We start from the raw sequence: 21,909 nt of genomic DNA on the forward strand, positions 1-21,909 counted from the left end.
AAAAATTTACATATAATAAAAATCTTAATTTGATCAAATTTTAATAGGTTAGATTGTCTATTGTTTTCTGATGAATACTTTGCAGGTGAAGTATCTATCTTTTGGCTGTGGCTATCGGTTTCTCATCGATATCGACGGTAGGGCGTTGAGGCTTGGTGAGTGGCGGAAAGCGGCTTAAGATAGGAGATGAGCAGGAGCATTCCGGAGGAAAAAATGAATATTAGCGACGTCGCGAAAAAGACCGGGTTAACCAGCAAGACGATTCGTTTTTACGAGGAGAAAGCGCTGATTACCGCCCCGATCCGCAGCGATAACGGTTATCGCCATTATTCCGCCAGGCACGTTGAAGAGCTGACGCTGCTGCGCCAGGCGCGGCAGGTGGGCTTCAACCTGGACGAGTGCCGTGAGCTGGTGGCGTTATTCAACGATCCGGCCCGCCACAGCGCCGACGTGAAGGCGCGCACGCTGCAGAAGGTGGCGGAGATCGAAAGGCACATCAGCGAACTGGGAGAAATGCGCCAACGCCTGTTGACGCTGGCGGAACAATGTCCGGGCGACGAGGGGGCGGAGTGCCCCATCATCAATAATCTGGCGGGATGCTGTCGTTCGAATTAACGGCTGATGGCGCGGATCACCAGCGTGACCCCTTCCACCGCCACCACTTCCACTTCAGTGCCGGCAGGCAGATCTTCCGCCGCCTGCGCGCGCCAGCTGCTGTCGCCGATATTGATGCGGCCCATGCCGTTGTGCATCGGTTCCGTCAGCGTGGCGCGGGTGCCGATCAGCTGGCGGTTGCGCTGGTTGAGCACCGGCGACCCGCCGGATGCGGCCGCCGGGCGCCGGCGCAGCCAGTACCACCACAGGTAAGCGACGACGACGGTCAGGACGGCGAAGATCGCGCCTTGCCACGCCCAGGAAAGTTGCGGAAGCAGCCAGATCAGGACGCCGACCAACAGCGCCGCCACGCCGCTCCACAGCAGGTAGCCGCCGGCGCCGAGCATTTCCGCCGCCAGCAACACGCCCCCGAGGGAGAGCCAAAACCACAGCGGATTCGCCGCGATCAGTTCGAGCATGATTATTTGCCTTTGCTTTCTTTCAGCAGTTCGGTAATGCCGCCGATCGAGCCGAGCAGGCTGCTGGCGTCCAGCGGCATCATCACCACTTTGCTGTTGTTGGAGGAACCGATCTTCTGCAGCGCGTCGGTGTATTTCTGCGCCACGAAGTAGTTCACCGCCTGAATGTTGCCGCTGGCGATGGCGTCGGACACCAGTTGGGTGGCGCGCGCCTCGGCCTCGGCGGCGCGCTCACGCGCTTCCGCCTGCAGGAACGCCGACTGACGTTCGCCCTCAGCCTTCAGGATCTGCGATTGTTTCTCACCCTCGGCGCGCAGAATGGCCGCCTGGCGCACCCCTTCCGCCTCCAGGATGTCGGCGCGCTTGGTGCGCTCAGCCTTCATCTGGGCGTTCATCGAGGCGATCAGCTCCGCCGGCGGCCGCACGTCGCGGATCTCGATACGGGTGATCTTCACCCCCCAAGGGTTGGTCGCTTCATCGACGATGTGCAACAAGCGGCTGTTGATGCTGTCGCGCTGCGACAGCATTTCGTCCAGCTCCATCGAGCCGAGCACGGTGCGGAAGTTGGTCATGGTCAGGTTGACGATCGCCTGTTCGAGGTTGCTGACCTCGTAGGCGGCGCGCGCCGGGTCGACCACCTGGATAAAGCACACCGCGTCGATGGCGACGTTGGCGTTATCGCGGGAAATCACTTCCTGCGAGGGGATATCCAGCACCTGCTCCATCATGTTGATTTTGCGGCCGATGCGGTCCATGAACGGCACCACCAGGTTCAGGCCCGGCATCAGCGTCTTGGTATAGCGGCCGAAGCGTTCTACCGTCCATTGGAACCCCTGCGGCACAATTTTGACGCCGGCGAACACCACAATCAGCGCGACGACGATCACGATGGGAATAAAAGTAAGCATGCAAACCTCCTGTCAGACATATGTAAACAGATATTACGTCAGCGCCGGAAAAATGCCTACCGATACCGCGACTTAATCCAGGACATTGGCGACTCCGCCATAAGCGGAACCGCTGTTCCGAACAGGGAGAAAAACGTTATTGAAATAAGTCTGGCACAGTTGGCGGATAAGTATGCCTAAATGGCATGATTTCAATAATTTTTATTCATTTCATGATGTTGCTCGCCTTGGCTAGAGTAAAAACACCCCCGTGTTTACCGTCAAAAATTTGTCATTTTTATTTGCGACTATGCTTTTTGAAATGACATTTCGGCCAAGGATTGTTATGGATTCGCTCAGTGTTGATGAACTCGCCCAGAAGAAAGACCGCTGGTATCGCATTGTAGAGGAGATGCTGGCCGAAGCCGGCGTCGCCATCAACGGCCCGCGCGCCTGGGATATTCGGGTGCACAACCCGGCCCTGTTCAAACGCATTTTGCAGGAAGGCTCGCTCGGCTTCGGCGAGAGCTATATGGACGGCTGGTGGGAATGCGAACGGCTGGACATGCTGTTTACCCGCATTCTGCAGGCCGGCGTCGATGAGCGCCTGCCGAAAAGCCTGAGCGACATCGCGCGCATCGCCTATGCCCGGCTGTTCAACCGCCAATCGCGCAAGCGCGCCTGGCAGGTGGGCAAAGAGCATTACGACATCGGCAACGACCTGTTCCGGGCGATGCTCGATCCTTACATGCAATACTCCTGCGGCTACTGGAAAGAGGCGCAGACGCTGGAGCAGGCGCAGCAGGCCAAGCTGCGGATGATCTGCGAGAAGCTGCAGCTGAAACCGGGCATGACGCTGCTGGATATCGGCTGCGGCTGGGGCGGGCTGGCGCAGTTTGCGGCGCAAAACTACGGCGTCGCGGTGCACGGCGTGACCATTTCGGCCGAGCAGCAGAAGCTGGCGCAGGCACGCTGCGCCGGGCTGGACGTCGAGATCTTGCTGCAGGATTACCGCGATCTGGATCGTCAGTTCGATCGCATCGTGTCGGTCGGCATGTTTGAGCACGTCGGGCCGAAAAACTACGAGACCTATTTCAGCGTCGCGGCGCGCAACCTGAAGCCGGACGGCCTGTTTTTGCTGCACACCATCGGTTCCAATCAAACCGACCTTAACGTCGATGCCTGGATAGACAAATACATCTTCCCCAACGGCTGCCTGCCTTCGGTGCGGCATATCGCCGAGGCCAGCGAAGGGCGTTTCGTGATGGAGGATTGGCACAACTTCGGCGCCGATTACGATCGCACGCTGATGGCCTGGCTGGAGAATTTCAAACGGGCGTGGCCGGAATTGGCGGGCGGTTATTCCGAACGCTTCGAGCGCATGTTCACTTATTACCTGAACGCCTGCGCCGGCGCGTTCCGTTCGCGCAACATTCAGCTGTGGCAGGTGTTGTTCAGCCCGGCGGGCGTGGAGGGCGGGGTGCGGGTCTATCGCTGATATCCCCGCCATATTTCAAGCTGACTGCACGTTCGAGCCCTGGTCGCTTAGTTATCTAAGCTCCCAGGGCTTCTCACCTTTGCCGCCTGGATGCAGCTTCAAGCATGACGAGTATCAGTACAGCAGTGAGTACAGCTGGCGGCGATATTTAGCGGCCAGCGCGTCGCCGGTGCCGAGTGCGGCCAGAATGTCCATCAGCGTCTTGCGCGCGTTGCCGTTGGCGGCGGCCAGATCCTTCTTCAGATGCCCCATCAGCAGTTCCAGCGCTTCTTCGTTACGCCCGACCTGATGCAGCTGCAGCGCCAGCTGCACCGCCAGCTCGACGTTGTCCGGCTGCTGCTGCACCTGCTGTTGCAGCTGTTGGATTTCCGGCGTGTCCGCCGCCTGTTTCAACAGTTCAATCTGCGCCACCAGGCCTTGATAGCGCGTATCGCGATCCTGCAACGGGATGGTCGCCAGCACCGCTTCGGCATCTTCGCTGCGGCTGAGGGCGATCTGCGTTTCGGCCAGCGTCAGGCCGATGTCGCTGCGCTGTTGGCTGCTCTGCCAGGCGTCTTTCAGCAGCGGCAGCGCTTCGGCGGCGTTGCCGGCGGCCAGCAATTCTTGCGCCTGCGCCAGTTTCAGATCTTCTTCCTTCGGCAGGAAACGCTGCAGCAAGTCGCGGATCGCTTCTTCCGGCTGCGGGCCCTGGAAGCCGTCGACCGGTTGGCCGTCTTTAAACAGGTAGACCGTCGGAATGGAACGCAGCCCGAATTGGGAGGCGATCATCTGTTCGGCGTCGCAGTCCACCTTGGCCAGAATGAACTGACCGGCGTATTCCGCCGCCAGCTTGTCCAGCACCGGCGTGAGCTGCAGGCAGTGTTGGCTGCGCTCGGACCAGAAGTAGAACAGCACCGGAATGGACATCGACTGTTCCAGCGTCTGGTGCAGGTTAGTTTCGTTAATATCAACAACAGCTTGAGCTAGCATCTTTTTTCTCTCTGATCGTGCGGAGCCATGGGGTGTAAATGGGGGCGCGCCGCCATTCTTCAACCCCGTCGGGCGAATTAAGCGTTGCTGCGCAGCAGCCAATCCAGACAGCGGCCCGGCAAAATGCGGCGCAGCACGCTCATCGCGTGCGCCAGCAGGGTGACCGGATAGCGCAGTTTGGCGCGCGGGCTTTCCAGCGCGTGGCGCAGTTTGGGCAGGATGGCCTCCGGCGGCAGCGTCAGGCGCTTGGCGATGCCGGGATTGTGCACCGGCTTGTCGCTCTGCGCCTGGTTGACGTTCTGGCTAAAGTGGGTGGCGATCGGCCCCGGTTCGATCAGGCTGACCTGAATGCCGCTGCCGTGCAGCTCCATGCGCAGCGCGTCCGACCAGGCTTCCAGCGCGAACTTGCTGGCGGCGTAGGCGCCGCGCCCGGCGCTGGAGACCAGCCCCATCACCGAGCTGGTCTGAATGATGCGCCCTTCGCCGTGCGGCAACATCGCCGGCAACAGCAGCTGGGTCAGTTGGTGGGTGCCGAACAGGTTGGTGGCGAACTGCCGCTCCAGCTGGCTGCGCGAAATGCGGCTAAGCGGGCCGTAAACGCCGAATCCCCCGTTATTGAACAGGCCGTACAGGCGGCCGTCGGTCAGCGCGATCACCTCGGCGGCGGCGCGCTCGACGCTGGCGCTGTCGTCCAGATCCAGCTCAATGCCTTCCAGCCCCAGCTGGCGCATGTTTTCCACGTCCTGCGGCTTACGGCAGGCGGCCAGCACCCGGTAGCCGCGGTTGCGCAGATCCTGCGCCGCAATCAATCCAATCCCGCTGGAACAGCCGGTTATCAATACCGCTTTTTGCATAACTTTACCTAGTGTACGACCCTAATTTAGTGAGACTCATGCTTTACTAGCGGTTCCAGGCGCTCCGCCATCCAGGTGGCGATAAACGGCTGAGCGTCCCCATTGGGGTGCAATCCGTCATCCTGCATCCATTCCGGCTTCACCACCACCTGTTCCATATAGAACGGCAGCAGCGGAATGTTGAACTGCTTGGCCAGCGCCGGGTAGACGGCGCTGAACGCCTCGGTGTAGCGGCGGCCGTAGTTCGGCGGGATGCGGATCTGCATCAGCAGCGGCTGCGCGCCGGCCTGCTGCACCCGCGTGATGATTTGGCCGAGATCGCGCTGTACGTCCTGCGCCGGGAAGCCGCGCAGGCCGTCGTTGGCGCCCAGCTCGATCAGCACCCAGCGCGGCTGATGCTGTTTCAGCAGCGCGGGCAGACGCGCCAGCCCCTGCGCGGCGGTGTCGCCGCTGATGCTGGCGTTGACCAGCTGCGGCGCGCCCGGTTTTTTCTGCCACTGTTCGGCCAACAGCGTCGGCCAGGCCCGCTCGATCGGCAGGCGATAGCCGGCGCTTAAACTGTCGCCCAAAATCAATAAGGTATCGGCGGCGGCAGCGCGTAAACTGAATAATCCCAACAGCAAAAGGAAGGGAAGATGCCAGCGGAAAACGTTCTTGAAGTTCATCATCTTAGTAAACACGTTGGTCAGGGTGAGCATCAGCTCACCATCCTTACCGGAGTCGAGCTGCTTGTCAAACCCGCGCAGACGATCGCCCTGATCGGCGAATCCGGATCGGGGAAATCGACCTTGCTGGGCATTTTGGCCGGGCTGGACGACGGCAGCGAGGGCGAGGTGCGTTTGCTCGGCGAGTCGCTGACCGCGTTGGACGAAGAAGGCCGCGCCGCGCTGCGCGCCAGGAACGTCGGTTTCGTGTTTCAGTCGTTCATGTTGGTGCCGACGCTGAACGCGCTGGAGAACGTGCAACTGCCGGCGCTGCTGCGCGGCGAGAGCGACAGGCAGAGTCGCGAGCAGGCGGTGCAGTTACTGGAACAGCTGGGACTGGGCAAACGTCTCGATCACCTGCCGGCGCAGCTGTCCGGCGGCGAGCAGCAGCGCGTGGCGCTGGCGCGCGCCTTCAGCGGCCGGCCGCGGGTGCTGTTCGCCGATGAACCGACCGGCAACCTCGATCGTCAGACCGGCGATCGCATCGCCGACCTGCTGTTCTCTCTCAACCGCGATTTTGACACCACCCTGATCCTGGTGACCCATGACGAAACCCTGGCGGCGCGCTGCCAGCGGCGGTTGCGGCTGCGTGAAGGCAAGCTGTGGGAGGAAGCATGATCTGGCGCTGGTTCTGGCGCGAATGGCGCTCGCCGTCGCTGCTGATCGTGTGGCTGGCGCTGACGCTCTCTGTCGCCTGCGTGCTGGCGCTGGGCAGCATCAGCGATCGCATGGACAAAGGGCTCAGCCAGCAGAGCCGCGATTTTATCGCCGGCGATCGGGTGCTGCGCAGCGCGCATCCGGTGCCGGAAGGCTGGCTATTGGACGCGCAGCAGCAGGGGCTGAAGGTGAGCCGCCAACTGTCGTTCACCACCATGACCTATGCCGGCGAGCGGCCGCAGCTGGCGGACGTGAAAGCCACCGATCTGACCTATCCGCTGTACGGCAAGCTGGAAACGCGCCCGGCCAACATCAAGCCCGAACCGGGTAGCGTGCTGGTGGCGCCGCGTTTGCTGGCGCTGCTGAACGTGAAAGTGGGGGGGGCGCTGGAGGTGGGCGACACTACGCTGCGTATCGCCGGTGAAATCATTCAGGAGCCGGACGCCGGCTTCAATCCATTCCAGACCGCGCCGCGCATCATGATCAACCTGGCGGACGTCGAGAAGACCGGTGCGGTGCAGCCGGGCAGCCGCCTGACCTACCGCTACATGTTCGCCGGCGCCGAGCCGGATATTCAGCGTTATGAGGAGCGGCTGGCGCCGCAGTTGACGCCGGATCAGCGCTGGTTCGGGCTGCAGGAATCCGGCAGCGCGCTCGGCAAGTCGCTGCAGCGATCCCAACAGTTCCTGCTGCTGTCGGCTCTGCTGACGCTGCTGTTGTCGATCGCCGCCGTGGCGGTGGCGATGAGCCACTATTGCCGCAGCCGTTACGATCTGATCGCGGTGCTGAAAACCCTCGGCGCCGGGCGTGGCGCGCTGCGTAAATTGATCGTCGGCCAGTGGCTGGCGGTGATGGCGCTGGCGGCGGCGTGCGGCGGGGCGATCGGGCTGGCGTTTGAAGCGTTGCTGATCCGCCTGCTGAAGCCGGTATTACCGGCTGCGTTGCCTGCCGCCGGCGCCTGGCCGTGGCTGTGGGCGCTCGGCGCGCTGGTGCTGATCTCGCTGCTGGTCGGGCTGCGGCCGTATCGCCAGCTGCTGGCCACCCAGCCGCTGCGGGTGCTGCGCCGCGACGTGACGGCCAACGTCTGGCCGCTGCGCTACTTCCTGCCGGTGACGGCGGCGATCGTGGTGGCGCTGTTGGTGGCGCTGATGGGGGCCAGCACGCTGCTGTGGGCGATCCTGGCTGGCATGGCGGTGCTGGCGCTGCTGCTGGGCGGCATCGGCTGGGGCAGCTTGCTGTTGCTGCGCCGCATCACGCTCAAGAGCCTGGCGCTGCGGCTGGCGGTCAACCGCCTGCTGCACCAGCCCTGGGTGACCATCAGCCAACTGGCGGCGTTTTCGCTGTCGTTCATGCTGCTGGCGCTGCTGTTGGTGTTGCGCGGCGATCTGCTCGAACGCTGGCAGCAACAGCTGCCGCCGGACAGCCCGAACTATTTCCTGCTCAACATGACCGAGGCGCAGGTGCCGCAGGTGAAAACTTTCCTGCAGCAGCACCAGATCAAACCGGAAACCTATTACCCGATCGTCCGGGTGCGCCTGACCGAGATAAACCAGCAGGTGGCGACCGAACGGGTGCATGAAGACGATCCGGGCGGCGAGGCGGTGAACCGTGAGCTGAACCTGACCTGGCTGACCGAACTGCCGGATCACAATCCGTTGGTGGCGGGCAATTGGCCGCCGAAAACCGGTGAGGTTTCGATGGATGAAGGCATCGCCGGGCGGCTGAAGATCACGCTGGGCGATACGCTGACCTTCAGCGGCGATACCCAGGCCTTCAGCGCCAAAGTCACCAGCCTGCGCCAGGTGGATTGGGAAAGCCTGAAGCCGAACTTTTACTTTATCTTCCCGCCGGGCGCGCTGGACGGCCAGCCGCAGACCTGGCTCACCAGCTTCCGCTACGACGGCGACGGCCGGATGTTGACCCAGCTCAACCGCCAGTTCCCAACGCTCAGCCTGCTGGACATCGGCGCGATCCTGAAACAGGTCGGCGGCGTGCTGCAACAGGTCAGCCGCGCGCTGGAGGTGATGGTGGTGCTGGTGGTGTTGTGCGGCGGCCTGCTGCTGCTGGCGCAGGTGCAGGTCGGCATGCGTCAGCGGCGGCAGGAGCTGGTGGTCTATCGCACGCTGGGCGCCGGCAAACGGCTGCTGCGCCGCACGCTGTGGTGCGAGTTTGCTTTGCTGGGGCTGGTGGCGGGCATCGCGGCGGCGGTGGGCGCCGAGGCGGCGCTGTGGCTACTGCAGAGCCGGGTGTTTGACTTCCCATGGACGCCGACGCCGGTGCTGTGGTGGGCGCTGCCGCTGGCCAGCGCGCTGCTGCTGTCGCTGTGCGGCGGCTGGCTGGGCGTGCGCCTGCTGCGCGGCAAGGCGCTGTTCCGCAGTTATGAGGGCTAGTTGATATCGAGGCAGGTAGCGGCCGAAAAGGGTGAGTCTCTTTGATCCGGGCAGGGGACTCAGTAAGCGGCGGGCATTTTCCCCGCCGCTTACCTTAATAGAGTTTTGAATGCTTATTAACTGTGAAATCTTCATTTATTAAGTAGTAGTAGTTAAAACAATCTTCGAATGAAAACCCTCCTGTTTTTTGACAGTATTTCGTTATTCTACCTTTTTTATTGCTGAGGGATTGGCTTGTCATTGTCATTAGTAATGTTATTACATTCCGGTTGAATATATCGTTGTGGTTAGAGATAAAAGAATCAGGTACTGAAATGAAATCTATAGGATCGTTGTCGAAACAAGGGAGTCTATCATGGTGATATTGTTCTTTCTGGTGCAGGGTACGGGTACAATAAGAATTAAATTTCCATGGTCCGATAATGCCGGAATTGATAGCTTCCGGTATCAATTGCTCAATGTCTAACAGGTCTTCTTTTTTTGATATTTGCGCGGGAATATGGTACTGAGATGTCCTGGTGTCGCTCACGGTATGTTCTTTATTATACATGTAACCCGTGGTAAACATTTTAAAGTTGCCTACCGTTATATCGTCAAGATCCTGCTCTTTTATTTTATATTTTACCCCGAAGTAATCTCTTTCTATCTCTACCTGTGACCATCTTATGTTTTTGCCAAAAAACTGACCTACCGGGAATGCCACGTTGGTAGGGATATCAGCGCGAGAACTGATGACATACATCAGTGACGGCATGGGTTTTCCTTGAGCGCCCAGTCTCATGCTGCTCTCTTTTAAAAGGAGGGCTTGGTTTGCTTCTACCGCAGGGTTTAAAAGAATCAAGCCGTCGCCAAAGGGTTTCAATGTACTATTATTTTCAGCTGTTCTCATTCTCTCCAGCAGGTTATCGTTCAAAGCGGAAAGTAAAATATCGGCACCAAAGCTGTGTCCCACTGTGAGCATAAAATTATTGTTATTTTTACCAACGATTGACTCCAGCTTGATGAGAAAATCTTTTACTCCGTTGCGGCCCACCTCCTCTGCCACGGATTTACGATCCCAAAAAGTGAGGTTTTCAAGCTCTGCGCCATGAAAGCTCATTCCGCGCCAGCCAATGTAGATCCCCAATAGTTTTCTTTTTCCTATTATCCTTGGGGCAGCAACGTAGGAGAGCGTTTTTTGGAAGTTTTTTACATTTTTATCAAGTACGGATGCATTATGCTTCCAGCCATGGATAAACACGATGACACCAACGTCTTCTTTCTCTTCCATACGCGCTATATTTGATAAAAGCTGCGCTGTTTGCTGTGGAGCAAAATCATGGCCGCGCTCACTAAATTCGATAAACCCCAAATCATAGCCGGTGTGTGTCTCATAGTTACTGCCACACCCTCTCCAGTGGTCGCAGTTTTTCCCATCGGAAGTACGAAATGGTGCATTGGCCACACATCCGCTTAGCATTAAAATGAGGGTGAGAAATATAAGCTTCATTTTGTCACTCCGGAAGATATCAGTGCTTCAGTTGTAGCTCAGACCTTTTGGATGGTTGTTTTTAGAATGAATAGGTCAGTATCTATTTTAATGCATATAGTAATGACAATTTTTTATAATTTCATGTCATTAATTATTTTAGGTTTACAGACCCCTCATACTTTTATTTAATTATCATGTGTAGTGTAAATTTAGCTCTTGATTTTATTTTTTCAAATTAGAATGATGCAGATTGATAGTGCAATGATTAAATGTTGGTGTTCGTCTTATTTTTGATGTTTTATTCAATATCTCATGCCGATATTGCTCATTGTTTATATATATTATGCTGTTGATAAATGGCGTTGTCGGGCGGTTTTTTGATTGTGCCAGGCCTAAAAAAGGGGTTAGCTTAAGGCTAACCCCTTTTACTTTCGACGGCGTGAGCCTTAGGCCAGCTTCTGCTGCGCCCAGGCCAGCCCGCTTTGGTATTCGCCCGGCAGCAGCGGCGCCAGCGCCTGCAGCGCCTGGCGCAGATCGGCGGCACTCGGGTCGTTCAGATTGAGGTGGCCGACCTTGCGGCCCGGGCGCACCTCTTTCTCATACCAGTGCAGATGCACCAGCGGCAGCGACAGCCACTGGTCGTTGACGGCGGTGCCGATCAGGTTGACCATCACCGACGGCGTGCTCACCACCGGCTGCGGCAGCGGTAGGCCGAGGATGGCGCGCAGGTGCAGCTCGAACTGGCTGATGGAGGCGCCGTTTTGCGTCCAGTGGCCGCTGTTGTGCACGCGCGGCGCCAGTTCGTTGATCAGCAGCCGATCGCCGACGATAAAGCACTCCATCGCCATCACGCCGACATAGTTCAGCTCGTTCAGGATCGCCGCCAGCATCTGCTCGGCCTGTTGCTGCAGCGCTGGATTGGGCTGCGGCAGCGCCACGCTGGCGCGCAGGATGCCGTCTTCATGCAGGTTATGGGTCAGCGGGTAGAATACCGAACGGCCGTCGTGGCCGCGCGCGCCCACCAGCGACACTTCGCCGGAGAAATTGATGCCTTGCTCGACGATGCACTCGCCATAGGCGTCGGCCGGCAGTTCGGCTTCTTGGCTCGGACGCAAGCGCCACTGGCCGCGGCCGTCATAGCCGCCGACCCGGCGTTTGACGATCGCCAGTTCGCCCAGCGCAGCGAATACCTGCGGCCATTCGGCGGCGCTCGCCAGCAGCTGCCACGGCGCGGTCGCCAGGCCGAGCTGGTCGAGCAGCTGTTTTTGCGTCAGGCGATCCGCCAGACGCGGGAAGATGTCGCGGTTGACGAAGGCGCTGTGGGTCGCCAGCTCACGCGTCAGCGCGGTTTCCGGCCAGCGTTCTATCTCGGCGGTAATGACGCTGTTCTGATACGGCACCGCTTCAGGTTCGGCATCGATGCCGACAGGGTAGACGGCGATGCCCAGCGGTTCGCCGGCCTGGCGCAGCATGCGCCCCAGTTGGCCGTTGCCCAGTACGCAAACCGGCTTCATGCGTCCTCCCGCGGATCGGGGTGGTTCAAGACGTCTTCGGTCTGCGCCTGACGCCAGTCCGCCAAACGCTGCGCCAGCGCGGCGTCGTGCAGCGCCAGGATCTGCATCGCCAGCAACCCGGCGTTGGCGGCGCCGGCTTTGCCGATCGCCAGCGTGCCCACCGGAATGCCGCGCGGCATCTGCACGATGGAGTAGAGGCTGTCTACGCCGCTCAGCGCGGCGCTTTGCACCGGCACGCCCAACACCGGCACCAGGGTTTTCGCCGCCAGCATGCCCGGCAGATGCGCCGCACCGCCGGCGCCGGCGATGATCACGTCAAAGCCGTTGGCGGCAGCCTGCTCGGCGAAGCTGAACAGCTTGTCCGGCGTGCGGTGAGCGGAAACGACTTCGACATGGAAGGGGACGTCGAGCTGGGTCAGGACTTCGGCAGCGAACTGCATGGTGGCCCAGTCACTTTTCGATCCCATTACAATTGCGATTTTCGCCCCGGTATTGGCGGCTGAAGCGGCGTTGGCTCCCATGGGTGTAAGGCTCCTGTGATTTGTCTGGCGTCGGCTGAGGGCCGAATGAGGGCGTAGAGCATACCATGAGCGCACGGCGAGGAAAACGGTTGCGTCGCCGGTTTTCACCGTCGAAAGCGCGAATTTTCACTCTCGCGCCAGTGCGGAATTCAGAATGGGAATGAGATCAGCTCGACGGCGTCGGCGCTGACTTTGATCATCGATCCTTCGACGTGCCAGGCACCCAGCACCGCACGATGGGCTTCGCCATTGCTCAGCGCCAGTCGGTGCACCGCCGGGCGATGGGTATGGCCGTGGATCATCCAGTGCACGTCGTGGTGCAGCATCGTTTGCTCGACCGCCTGCGGGTTGACGTCCATGATGGCGTCCGACTTGCCTTGGTTGGATTGCTGGCTGCGGGCGCGCATGTTGGCGGCGATCTTCAGTCGCCAGCGCAGCGGCAGCGCGAGGAACAGTTTTTGAATCAGCGGGTTGTGCACTTTACGGCGGAATTGCTGATAGGCTTGATCGTCGGTGCACAGGGTGTCGCCGTGCAGGATCAGGATCCTGCGGCCGTACAGCTCCAGCACTTTTTCTTCCGGCAGCAGCTGCATGCCGCTGGCGCGGGCGAAGCGCTTGCCGAGCAGAAAATCGCGGTTGCCGTGGATGAAATAGCAGGGCACGCCGGCCTGTTGCAGCGCTTTCAGCGCCGCGGCGATCTCCGCGTGCAGCGGCTCGGGATCGTCGTCGCCGATCCAGGCCTCAAACAGGTCGCCGAGGATGTACAGCGCGTCGGCGTGCATCGCTTCGCGCCGTAAAAAACGCAGAAAACCGGCAGTGATTGCCGGTTCCTGTGCGCACAAGTGCAGATCTGCGATGAACAGCGTACTCATGCAGCCGCGATTACTCGCTGACGGTCACGCTGTTGATGACGACGTCTTCTACCGGTACGTCCTGGTGCATGCCGCTGCGGCCAGTTTTCACGCCTTTGATCTTGTTGACCACGTCCATGCCTTCAACCACTTCAGCGAACACGCAGTAGCCCCAGCCCTGCACGTTTTCGCCGCGGAAGTTCAGGAAGTCGTTGTCAGCCACGTTGATGAAGAACTGTGCGGTGGCGGAGTGCGGATCGTTGGTACGCGCCATTGCCAGGGTGCCGATGGTGTTTTTCAGACCGTTGTTGGCTTCGTTCTTGATAGCCGCATTGGTCGCTTTCTGGTTCATGCCCGGCTCGAAACCGCCGCCCTGGATCATGAAGCCGTTGATCACACGGTGGAAGATGGTGTTGTCGTAGAAACCGGCGCGGCAGTAGTTCAGGAAGTTTTCAACGGTAACCGGCGCTTTGTCAGCAAAGGTCTTGATGACGATATCGCCGTGATTGGTGTGGAAAGTAACCATAGTTTTAATCCTAACAAGATGAAGTGAGACGCCACGTAAAGCGAGTGAACATTCAGACCGCCCTTATAACATATCCGCCCCGGCGAGTCAGCAGCGGGTCAACCGCGCACTGTCTGTGGTAATTGCTTTATTGTTATATTATAACAATTATGCCGGCGGCCGGATTTTACGCGTTTTCTTCGCGTGAAATCAGCAAAGCTTGGCCTTAACCTTGCAATAGATCAGGCTTCAGGTTTCAATACGCTACCGGGCGTAAAACCTGAAGCCCGGTTATCTTTTTTGTTATCACGCACACCACGGAATCTCCCGATGCTAAAGATTTTTAATACCCTGAGTCGTCAAAAAGAGGAATTCAAACCCATTCATGCCGGGAAAGTGGGCATGTACGTGTGCGGGGTAACCATCTATGACCTGTGTCACATCGGCCACGGTCGTACCTTTGTCGCTTTCGACGTGGTGGCGCGTTATCTGCGCTATCTCGGCTATTCGCTGAACTACGTGCGCAACGTCACCGACGTAGACGACAAAATCATTCGCCGCGCGGCGGAAAATCATGAGACTTGCGACCAACTGACCGAACGCATGCTGGCGGAAATGCACGCCGACTTCGACGCGCTGCTGATCGATCGTCCGGATCAAGAGCCGCGCGCGACCCAGCACATCGCCGAGATCATCGAGATCACGCAGCGTCTTATCGATCGCGATCACGCTTACGTGGCCAGCAACGGCGACGTGATGTTCTCCATCGACAGCGATCCGCAATACGGCCTGCTGTCGCGTCAGGATCTGGATCAGCTGCAGGCCGGCGCGCGCGTGGAGATCGACGACGTGAAGCGCAACCCGATGGACTTCGTGCTGTGGAAAATGTCCAAGCCGGGCGAGCCGAGCTGGCAGTCGCCGTGGGGGCCGGGCCGTCCGGGCTGGCACATCGAATGCTCCGCCATGAACTGCAAACAGCTGGGCACCCACTTCGACATCCACGGCGGCGGTTCCGATCTGATGTTCCCGCACCACGAGAACGAGATCGCGCAGTCGAGCTGCGCCCACGATGGCCCGTACGTCAATTACTGGATGCACTCCGGCATGGTGATGATCGACAAAGAGAAGATGTCCAAATCGCTCGATAACTTCTTCACCATCCGCGACGTGCTCGGCCATTACGATGCGGAGACGGTGCGTTACTTCCTGATGTCCGGCCACTATCGCAGCCAGTTGAACTACAGCGAAGAGAACCTCAAGCAGGCGCGCACCGCGCTGGAGCGCCTCTATACCGCGCTGCGTGGCACCGACGCCGATGCCGTGCCGGCCGGCGGCGAAGCGTTCGAAGCCCGCTTCCGCGAAGCGATGGACGACGACTTCAACACTCCGGAAGCCTACTCGGCGCTGTTCGATCTGGCCCGTGAGGTTAACCGCCTGAAGAGCGAAGACATGGCGGCGGCCAACGGCATGGCGGCGGAACTGCGCAAGCTGGCGAAAGTGCTCGGCCTGCTGCAGCAGGAGCCGGAGCAGTTCCTGCAAGGGGGCGCACAGGTTGACGACGGCGAAGTGGCGGAGATTGAAGCGCTGATCAAACAGCGTAACGAAGCGCGCGCCGCCAAGGACTGGGCGCTGGCGGACGCCGCGCGTGATCGGTTGAACGAGATGAACATCGTGCTGGAAGACGGCCCGCAGGGCACCACCTGGCGCCGTAAGTAAGCCGGCCGAAGTGAAAACAAAAAAGGCGCTGAATTCAGCGCCTTTTTCTATGGCTGCGGGTTAGGGTTTAACCATGACCTTGCCGCCGTTGAACTCCACCACCTGATCGGCGACGATCTTGCAGCGCTTGCGGGTTTCGACCTTGCCGTCGACTTTCACCAGCCCTTCGGCGATGACTTCTTTGGCGGCGCCGCCGCTTTCACACCAGCCCTGGAACTTCAGCAGATCGCACAGTTCGACATGGGGATGATTGTCCAGATTGAAAATTTCCATACTGCCTTACTTATTTAGGTTGAACGTCGTGATATTCCTCGCAGGCCTGCAAGGTATTTTGGATCAGTGTAGCCACGGTCATCGGGCCAACGCCACCCGGCACCGGGGTGATGTAGGCGGCGCGCTCGCTGGCGGCGTCGAAGTCGACATCGCCCACCACTTTACCGCTTTCCAGGCGGTTGATGCCGACGTCCACCACGATGGCGCCCGGTTTAATCCAGTCGCCCGGAATGAAGCCCGGCTTGCCGACCGCCACCACCAGCAGATCGGCGTTCTCGACGTGGTGACGCAGATTTTTGGTGAAGCGGTGGGTGACGGTAGTGGTGCAGCCGGCCAGCAGCAGTTCCATGCTCATCGGGCGGCCGACGATGTTGGACGCGCCGACCACCACGGCATTCAGGCCGTAGGTATCGATGTTATAACGCTCCAGCAGGGTAACGATGCCGCGCGGGGTGCACGGGCGCAGCTTAGGCGCGCGCTGGCACAGGCGGCCGACGTTGTACGGATGGAAGCCGTCGACGTCTTTGTCCGGATGGATGCGTTCCAGCACCTTGACGTTATCGATGCCGGCCGGCAGCGGCAGCTGCACCAGAATGCCGTCGATTTCCGCGTCGGCGTTCAGCTGGTCGATCAACGCCAACAGCTCGGCTTCACTGGTGGCAGCGGGCAGGTCGTAGGAGCGGGAGAGGAAGCCGACTTCATCGCAGGCGCGGCGCTTGCTGGCGACGTAAATTTGCGAGGCCGGGTTCTCGCCGACCAGCACAACCGCCAGGCCTGGGGCGCGTTTGCCGGCCGCCAGACGTTGTTTCACTTGCTCAGCCACTTCGTTTCTAACCTGCTGCGCAATCGTTTTACCATCAATAATCTTTGCTGACATCAGTGTGGAAATCCATCAATTAAGAAAAGCGGGGATGCCGCTATTCTGTCAGAAGCTGAGCGCGCTGTCAGGCGCAGAATCACCCTCGCCGCCGTTGCCGAGGCCGATTTACGCTTTTTTTATGCCGGCTTCAGGAACCTCTACGCCATTTTTACCGGCATTTGCATACGCTGGGGCCATACACAGGGCGAAAGAGGGCAGGAGCATGAGAGCGATAACCCGGCTTTATCCGTTGCATCATCAGCCTGATCAGCAACCGGCGCAGCCTAAGCACGTTGGCGAGACGGTGTTCGATTCTTCGCTGCACCCGGCGGACGGCGCGCAGCTGACGGCGTTGCATCAGCTCGGCCGGCGCGAAGCGGCGCCGTCGTGGCGGGTACGCCTGAGCGCGCTGTGGCGGAAGCTGTGCGCATGAACGGCTGCGCATGGGTAGGCTGCACGCTATGGCTGCTTTGGGCGCCATGGAGCCAGGCTTCTTTAAACAGCGCGCGCCCTGACGCCGCATGGGTTGAAAGCGTGACGGCGACTTGCAACACACGGGTGATTGAGCATGCCGATTGGGGGGACATTGCCGCAGTGGTGCAGTCTACGCGCCTTTGTCTGCGGCGGGGCGGTGGACGGCAAGAGGCTGAGCGCACGCCGATTTACGTAGGCGTTGGCCTGGTTCAGCATAACGGCGCCGGTTGACGAGAACCCTCGCCGCGCGGGCGCTGGCGGAAAAAACGCCATAAAGCACGGCCGCCGTCGTAACGTCATGAAAAGGCATTGACTCGCTAACCTCTGACCGTATAATCCCAACCCGCAGCCGCAGGTTGCCGCATCTCAATGCGCCCTTAGCTCAGTTGGATAGAGCAACGGCCTTCTAAGCCGTAGGTCATAGGTTCGAATCCTATAGGGCGTGCCATTAAGTATCAATGAGTTATGCCTTTTAACCAGTCTTCCCAATTTCATCATGGGACAAATTTGGGACTAAACCTCCGAAAATCGCATCAATTTGCCTCGCATGCTCAGTGAGATGGTTAGGTGCAAGGTGTGCGTATCGCTGTACCATTTCAATGCTCTCCCAGCCTCCCATTTCCTGAAGTGCCGAAAGTGGGGCGCTGCCTGAACCAACCAGCTTGCCCACGTATGCCGCAGATCGTGAAAGCGGAAATCAGTTATCTACATGTTGAAGAAATGCCCCAACTCTGGGGATTATCCTGACGGCTTGATTTAAAAAACGGCTGCGGCCGTTTTTTGCGTCATGTGGGAGCGATATGAGAAAGTCATAAAAATGGCCACGCTAAAGGATAGGCTATTTGATAGAGCGGCAATTAATATGCGTAAAGGATTAAAGGCGCTGAAGTAAATTAAAGCATTTTCCCTTCCATCACGTAAAAATCTCCACTCATCGTTGTGTAGTAAGCATAAGAAATGTTTTTTTCGAAATTATCGCAGTGAACAACGGTATTTTTATCGGACTCTTGCCAGGAAATCATGAAATAGCCGTCAGCCAATGAACGCCACTGGAAAGGCACATTCATAATGGTTCCGCGAAGCTCTCCGTTTAGAAACTCAACGGTAATGGTGTTTTCACTGGCATGGTAGGCGTTTTTAACTTCGAGACCATTGTCCATCTTGATGGTAAAAGATTGACCGGCATAAGGAAATTTTACAGCCATTGTCGCAACTCCTTTAATGTGTCGTAAAAGCGGCGGTGAAGCACGCTGCTATCCCGAATCACTCGTGCCTAAGACGGGAGTGAGGTCAGCCAACTGAGCGTTAAGCGGCTGGATAGGGCCAATAAATAGTAGAGAGGGCGCATCGGTGGAAAAAGGGACCGGCGGGCAATTCACTTTTCTCTTTTTGTTCATAAAGAGGACGGGCGGCTGGTTACTGTTCACTGCGGGGACAGTGGGGTTTAAGTGACGGGTCTTTGCCAGGCACCGAACGCGGTCACAGGAAACGGCAAGCGGCATTGAACCTTCGTTTAGTTTGTCACGCTACAATAGGTGAAAATTTCCCCATGGAGCCTATCGTGCGCAAATCCAGATTCCTGCTCGTGACCTTGCTGTGCCTGTGCGCCGCCGCCATGCTGTACGTTATGGCATATCGGGCACTGGGGCATTACCTCAGCGACGGCGAGAAGGCCTACCCGGATATCAGCGTTGAAATTCGCTGAGGGCCGTGCGCCCTGAAGGGGACTGCGCCGAATTTTTCGCACTGATTTACCCGCCATTTACCCGCCGTCGGCAATGATGACGCTGCGTCTCCACATTGTGTGGTTCTTTTGGGCGGAATGCGGTTATGTCACTGCAGCAGGCATCGAATGTTTCTTTGAGCAACAACGGCTTAAAGGGCATCGGTTACAAACATTATGCGTTGGCGATCGTGGCGTTTTCGGCGCTCGTACGGTCTATTTCCTTAACGGACAGGTATTTTTGGTGCGATGAAGCCTCCAGCGTGCTGACCAGCCGTTACGATGTGGGCGCTTTGCTCTATCACGCTTCCTTCGATGTTCACCCGCCGTTTTATTACCTGCTGCTGCATGGCTGGATGGCGCTGTTTGGCGACGGCATTCTGGCGGCCCGCTCGCTGAGTCTGGTGTTCGGCGTGATGACGGTGGCGCTGGCGATGCGCTTTACCCGTTGGCTGGCCAATGAGCGGGCGGCGCTGATCGCGGGATGGCTGATGGCGATCATGCCGATGGCGGTGCGCTACAGCCAGGAGGCGCGCATGTATGCGCTGATGGGGCTGCTGGCGATCGCCGCCGCCATGGCGTTGGCGAAGTGGCTGAAAACGCCGGATAACCGCCGTTATCTGGCGCTGTATGCGTTAGTGATGACGCTAAGCTTTTATACCCATTACTTCACGATTTTCACGCTGATCGCTCACTGGATGGTGCTGCTGGCGCTGTCGTGCCGCCGCGAAGGCGAACGTTACATCAAACGGCCGGCGTGGTGGTTGGCCAATGCGGCGATCGGGATGGCCTACATTCCCTGGCTGCTGGCGCTGTTCAATCTGCTGGCGCATATCGCCGAACTGCGGGTCGGCGGCGACGTCGGTTGGATCCCTCGGGTTTCCTGGGGCGATCTGCCGGCGATGTATTGGCGTTTTCTCACTGGGCATGATGGCAGCAACTATCCCATGGCCATTCTCTGGCTGTTGCCGGCGATGTTTGTCGCGTTGTGTTCATTGCTGCTGTGGCGGCGGGAGACGCCGAGAACATTCTCTCTGTTGTTGCTTGGCGGGATTCTGATCCCGGTGACGCTGGTCTTCGCCATTTCCTGGCGCTCGCCGCTGTTTGTCGATCGCTACCTCTATTCGGCCGCGCTCGGCATCCCGTTGGTGTTGGGTGTGCTGATCGCCAGAACGAAAAGCCGAGTGCGCGGGATCTCTTTGCTGCTGTTCTTCAGTTTGTTGTTCGGTTGCGGTGTGCGTAACGATTACCCGGTCGAGAAAGATGAGTTCAAGGTGATGGTGCACTACATCAACAGCCACTATCAGCTCAACGATGCGGTGGTGGTCAGCAACATGTTCAACTACCTGAGTTATGTGTATTACAACAAGAAGGGTTATCGCGCCTTGCTGTACACGCCGGCCAGGCCCAACGGCATCTCGGGTAAGCCCAATGCCTATGGTTTCGGTACCTTTTTCCACGATCGGGCGGCGCAGACCTACGTCGATAAGCTCAGCGCCTTATCGAAAGGCCATCGCCGGATTTGGCTGGTCAGCGGCGGCGATTTCAACCAGGACTTCGGCCGTTCGCCGCCGGGTTGGGTCAACACCGCTACCTTCAAGAGCGGCGGTTTTGAGTCGCGCCTGTTCGTGGTGCGTTGAGTAAAATGTCATATTTCCCATTCGGCGTTACATCTGGCTGAGCAAACTTACGCGGGGATGACAGTTCTATACATTGAGATTGGTACTGTAGCTCTACCCGATGATGTTGTGTGTTATCCATTCCCTGTAGTGTATTACCCCATCCCTGTTAAGTTTATCCCGCCTTGTGCGGGATTTTTTTTATCTGTGTATGCTTGGCGGGGTAACGCGATTTTTTTGAATAACACCGTCAGTTTTATTCGGTATTCAGTCGCTGCGCGCTTGATTAGATTGAACGCGAGAGGGGCGCCGTCGGCGCCTTTGTGCAATGAGTGGAGAATTTCTATGGCGAAGACAGTAGTGGTGTTTCATTCCGGCTACGGCCATACCGAGCGTTTGGCGAAAGTGGTGGCGGAAGGCGCCGGGGCGGAATTGATCGCCATCGATCAGAACGGCGATATCAGCGACGAAGCCTGGCAGACGCTGGATGAGGCGGACGCCATCATCTTTGGCTCGCCGACCTATATGGGCGGCCCATCCTGGCAGTTCAAGAAATTCGCCGACGCCAGCTCCAAAGCCTGGTTCGGCCGCAAGTGGCAAGACAAAGTGTTCGGCGGCTTTACCAACAGCGCCAGCCTGAACGGCGACAAGCAGGTGACGCTGATCGCGCTGCAGACGCTGGCTTCGCAACATGGCGGCCTGTGGGTCAGCCTGGGGCTGCTGCCGGCCAACACCAAATCGGCGCAGCGCACCGACGTCAATAACCTGGGCGGTTCGGTGGGGCTGCTGGTGCAGACCCCGGCGGATGCCGGCGTGGATGAGATGCTGTCGGGCGATCTGGCGACCGCCAAGCTCTATGGTCAGCGCGTAGCGGGCTTTGCCGCCAAACTGGCGTAATACCTATCGCGTAGATGGGACGGCGGTGCGGTTGAACGGATGCCGCGTTCATTTTCTCTGCACAATTGGCGTGTAATCTGCGAAATGTTATTAGCCTGCTTGGGCTAACACTGCATTTCGTACAAATATTCCCGGTTCCTAGGCCGGGTTTTTTGTTGCTAAGGTCTGCTTAAGCTTTCGCCGCTATACTGCGCGTCAGCATGGTCATGCAATGCATGGCCGTGTCGTAACTGTCGATTTGCTGTTGTTCAAGCAAGCCCGCTTCATGCGGGCTTTTTTTGGGTTGTTATTGCACAGGCGGCCCAGTTGCAGGAAAATAATCGCGCAGTGATTCAAACATCATTTAATGACCAATAACCATAAACTTATTAATGTAATTAACGCCGTCGGCGGCCTATTACGCCATGCGCTATGCTGACAGCAGAGTAGGTATTATTTGCTGACGCTATGCGGG

22 protein-coding genes, 1 tRNA gene and 1 pseudogene are annotated in these 21,909 nt (G+C 58.5%); 10 read left to right on the forward strand and 14 right to left on the reverse strand.

Features of this window, described 5'->3' with window-relative positions; translation table 11 throughout:
- Nucleotides 1-213 precede the first annotated feature (213 nt).
- Complete coding sequence (gene cueR / locus ACTJJ6_RS10955; protein ID WP_015376888.1) at nt 214-615, forward strand: Cu(I)-responsive transcriptional regulator; 402 nt, start codon at nt 214-216, stop codon at nt 613-615.
- On the opposite strand, the gene ACTJJ6_RS10960 is transcribed toward cueR, so the two are convergent.
- A complete protein-coding gene (locus ACTJJ6_RS10960; protein WP_016928811.1) occupies nt 612-1,073 on the reverse strand; it encodes an NfeD family protein in 462 nt (153 codons plus the stop codon). The genes cueR and ACTJJ6_RS10960 overlap by 4 nt on opposite strands.
- Before the next feature lie 2 nt (nt 1,074-1,075).
- Entirely contained in the window at nt 1,076-1,981 is a 906-nt protein-coding gene (locus ACTJJ6_RS10965; protein WP_004940203.1) for an SPFH domain-containing protein, read from the reverse strand.
- Between the two features lie 325 nt (nt 1,982-2,306).
- Between ACTJJ6_RS10965 and cfa the strand changes: the two genes are divergently transcribed.
- Complete coding sequence (gene cfa, locus ACTJJ6_RS10970) at nt 2,307-3,458, forward strand: cyclopropane fatty acyl phospholipid synthase (RefSeq protein ID WP_048795093.1); 1,152 nt, start codon at nt 2,307-2,309, stop codon at nt 3,456-3,458.
- Nucleotides 3,459-3,572: 114 nt separating this feature from the next.
- On the opposite strand, the gene ACTJJ6_RS10975 is transcribed toward cfa, so the two are convergent.
- The 3 genes from ACTJJ6_RS10975 to tesA all read right to left on the reverse strand — a co-directional run bounded on the left by ACTJJ6_RS10975 (nt 3,573) and on the right by tesA (nt 5,946).
- Nucleotides 3,573-4,427 (reverse strand): co-chaperone YbbN, encoded by an 855-nt coding sequence (locus ACTJJ6_RS10975; RefSeq protein WP_025160052.1) that lies wholly within the window; start codon nt 4,425-4,427, stop codon nt 3,573-3,575.
- A gap of 77 nt (nt 4,428-4,504) precedes the next feature.
- The gene (locus ACTJJ6_RS10980; protein ID WP_016928808.1) at nt 4,505-5,281 is read right to left on the reverse strand and encodes an SDR family oxidoreductase; all 777 of its coding nucleotides are present in this window, start codon (nt 5,279-5,281) and stop codon (nt 4,505-4,507) included.
- 26 nt (nt 5,282-5,307) lie between these two features.
- Complete coding sequence (tesA, locus tag ACTJJ6_RS10985; RefSeq protein WP_161545168.1) at nt 5,308-5,946, reverse strand: multifunctional acyl-CoA thioesterase I/protease I/lysophospholipase L1; 639 nt, start codon at nt 5,944-5,946, stop codon at nt 5,308-5,310.
- Here tesA and ybbA point away from each other — a divergent pair.
- Together ybbA and ybbP are read left to right on the forward strand one after the other, a co-directional pair.
- Nucleotides 5,917-6,603: a putative ABC transporter ATP-binding protein YbbA gene (ybbA, locus tag ACTJJ6_RS10990; protein WP_004940192.1), complete on the forward strand. Its 687-nt coding sequence runs from the start codon at nt 5,917-5,919 to the stop codon at nt 6,601-6,603. The genes tesA and ybbA overlap by 30 nt on opposite strands.
- Entirely contained in the window at nt 6,600-9,032 is a 2,433-nt protein-coding gene (gene ybbP, locus ACTJJ6_RS10995) for a putative ABC transporter permease subunit YbbP (RefSeq protein WP_440801406.1), read from the forward strand. The genes ybbA and ybbP overlap by 4 nt, the downstream gene beginning before the upstream one ends.
- A 94-nt stretch (nt 9,033-9,126) precedes the next feature.
- Here ybbP and ACTJJ6_RS11000 read toward each other — a convergent pair whose 3' ends face one another.
- From ACTJJ6_RS11000 to ppiB, 5 genes are all read right to left on the reverse strand, one after another.
- Nucleotides 9,127-10,521 (reverse strand): hypothetical protein, encoded by a 1,395-nt coding sequence (locus ACTJJ6_RS11000; protein ID WP_085058557.1) that lies wholly within the window; start codon nt 10,519-10,521, stop codon nt 9,127-9,129.
- A 428-nt stretch (nt 10,522-10,949) separates the two neighbouring features.
- Complete coding sequence (gene purK / locus ACTJJ6_RS11005) at nt 10,950-12,017, reverse strand: 5-(carboxyamino)imidazole ribonucleotide synthase (RefSeq protein ID WP_440801408.1); 1,068 nt, start codon at nt 12,015-12,017, stop codon at nt 10,950-10,952.
- Nucleotides 12,014-12,538 carry a 5-(carboxyamino)imidazole ribonucleotide mutase gene (gene purE / locus ACTJJ6_RS11010; protein WP_016928802.1) on the reverse strand — a complete coding sequence of 175 codons (525 nt, stop codon included), beginning with the start codon at nt 12,536-12,538 and terminating at the stop codon, nt 12,014-12,016. The genes purK and purE overlap by 4 nt, the downstream gene beginning before the upstream one ends.
- Nucleotides 12,539-12,687: 149 nt before the next feature.
- Complete coding sequence (locus ACTJJ6_RS11015; RefSeq protein WP_440801411.1) at nt 12,688-13,410, reverse strand: UDP-2,3-diacylglucosamine diphosphatase; 723 nt, start codon at nt 13,408-13,410, stop codon at nt 12,688-12,690.
- A gap of 10 nt (nt 13,411-13,420) precedes the next feature.
- Nucleotides 13,421-13,915 carry a peptidylprolyl isomerase B gene (gene ppiB / locus ACTJJ6_RS11020; RefSeq protein WP_016928800.1) on the reverse strand — a complete coding sequence of 165 codons (495 nt, stop codon included), beginning with the start codon at nt 13,913-13,915 and terminating at the stop codon, nt 13,421-13,423.
- A 309-nt stretch (nt 13,916-14,224) separates the two neighbouring features.
- On the opposite strand from ppiB, the gene cysS reads away from it, so the two are divergent.
- Nucleotides 14,225-15,610: a cysteine--tRNA ligase gene (gene cysS / locus ACTJJ6_RS11025; protein ID WP_016928799.1), complete on the forward strand. Its 1,386-nt coding sequence runs from the start codon at nt 14,225-14,227 to the stop codon at nt 15,608-15,610.
- 60 nt (nt 15,611-15,670) lie between these two features.
- On the opposite strand, the gene ybcJ is transcribed toward cysS, so the two are convergent.
- Both ybcJ and folD read right to left on the reverse strand, forming a co-directional pair.
- Nucleotides 15,671-15,883 carry a ribosome-associated protein YbcJ gene (ybcJ, locus tag ACTJJ6_RS11030; RefSeq protein WP_015376914.1) on the reverse strand — a complete coding sequence of 71 codons (213 nt, stop codon included), beginning with the start codon at nt 15,881-15,883 and terminating at the stop codon, nt 15,671-15,673.
- Between the two features lie 10 nt (nt 15,884-15,893).
- On the reverse strand, nt 15,894-16,760 hold the full coding sequence (folD, locus tag ACTJJ6_RS11035; RefSeq protein WP_016928798.1) for a bifunctional methylenetetrahydrofolate dehydrogenase/methenyltetrahydrofolate cyclohydrolase FolD: 867 nt from the start codon (nt 16,758-16,760) through the stop codon (nt 15,894-15,896).
- A gap of 205 nt (nt 16,761-16,965) precedes the next feature.
- On the opposite strand from folD, the gene ACTJJ6_RS11040 reads away from it, so the two are divergent.
- Together ACTJJ6_RS11040 and ACTJJ6_RS11045 are read left to right on the forward strand one after the other, a co-directional pair.
- Entirely contained in the window at nt 16,966-17,175 is a 210-nt protein-coding gene (locus tag ACTJJ6_RS11040) for a hypothetical protein (RefSeq protein ID WP_028128232.1), read from the forward strand.
- Between the two features lie 412 nt (nt 17,176-17,587).
- A tRNA-Arg gene (locus tag ACTJJ6_RS11045) sits at nt 17,588-17,664 on the forward strand.
- A 24-nt stretch (nt 17,665-17,688) separates the two neighbouring features.
- Here ACTJJ6_RS11045 and ACTJJ6_RS11050 read toward each other — a convergent pair.
- Nucleotides 17,689-17,921, reverse strand: a pseudogene (locus tag ACTJJ6_RS11050) (tyrosine-type recombinase/integrase); the annotation flags it as partial.
- 188 nt (nt 17,922-18,109) lie between these two features.
- The gene (locus ACTJJ6_RS11055; RefSeq protein WP_115435688.1) at nt 18,110-18,421 is read right to left on the reverse strand and encodes a MoaF-related domain-containing protein; all 312 of its coding nucleotides are present in this window, start codon (nt 18,419-18,421) and stop codon (nt 18,110-18,112) included.
- Between the two features lie 356 nt (nt 18,422-18,777).
- On the opposite strand from ACTJJ6_RS11055, the gene ACTJJ6_RS11060 reads away from it, so the two are divergent.
- The 3 genes from ACTJJ6_RS11060 to ACTJJ6_RS11070 all read left to right on the forward strand — a co-directional run bounded on the left by ACTJJ6_RS11060 (nt 18,778) and on the right by ACTJJ6_RS11070 (nt 21,455).
- Nucleotides 18,778-18,921 carry a hypothetical protein gene (locus ACTJJ6_RS11060; protein WP_185976506.1) on the forward strand — a complete coding sequence of 48 codons (144 nt, stop codon included), beginning with the start codon at nt 18,778-18,780 and terminating at the stop codon, nt 18,919-18,921.
- Nucleotides 18,922-19,046: 125 nt separating this feature from the next.
- Entirely contained in the window at nt 19,047-20,579 is a 1,533-nt protein-coding gene (locus ACTJJ6_RS11065; protein WP_016928794.1) for a glycosyltransferase family 39 protein, read from the forward strand.
- A gap of 324 nt (nt 20,580-20,903) precedes the next feature.
- Nucleotides 20,904-21,455, forward strand: coding sequence for a flavodoxin family protein (locus tag ACTJJ6_RS11070; protein WP_004940045.1), 552 nt, complete (start codon nt 20,904-20,906; stop codon nt 21,453-21,455).
- Nucleotides 21,456-21,909: the final 454 nt, after the last annotated feature.

The organism is Serratia sp. 22278 (genome assembly GCF_052045405.1).
GTDB lineage: Bacteria > Pseudomonadota > Gammaproteobacteria > Enterobacterales > Enterobacteriaceae > Serratia > Serratia marcescens.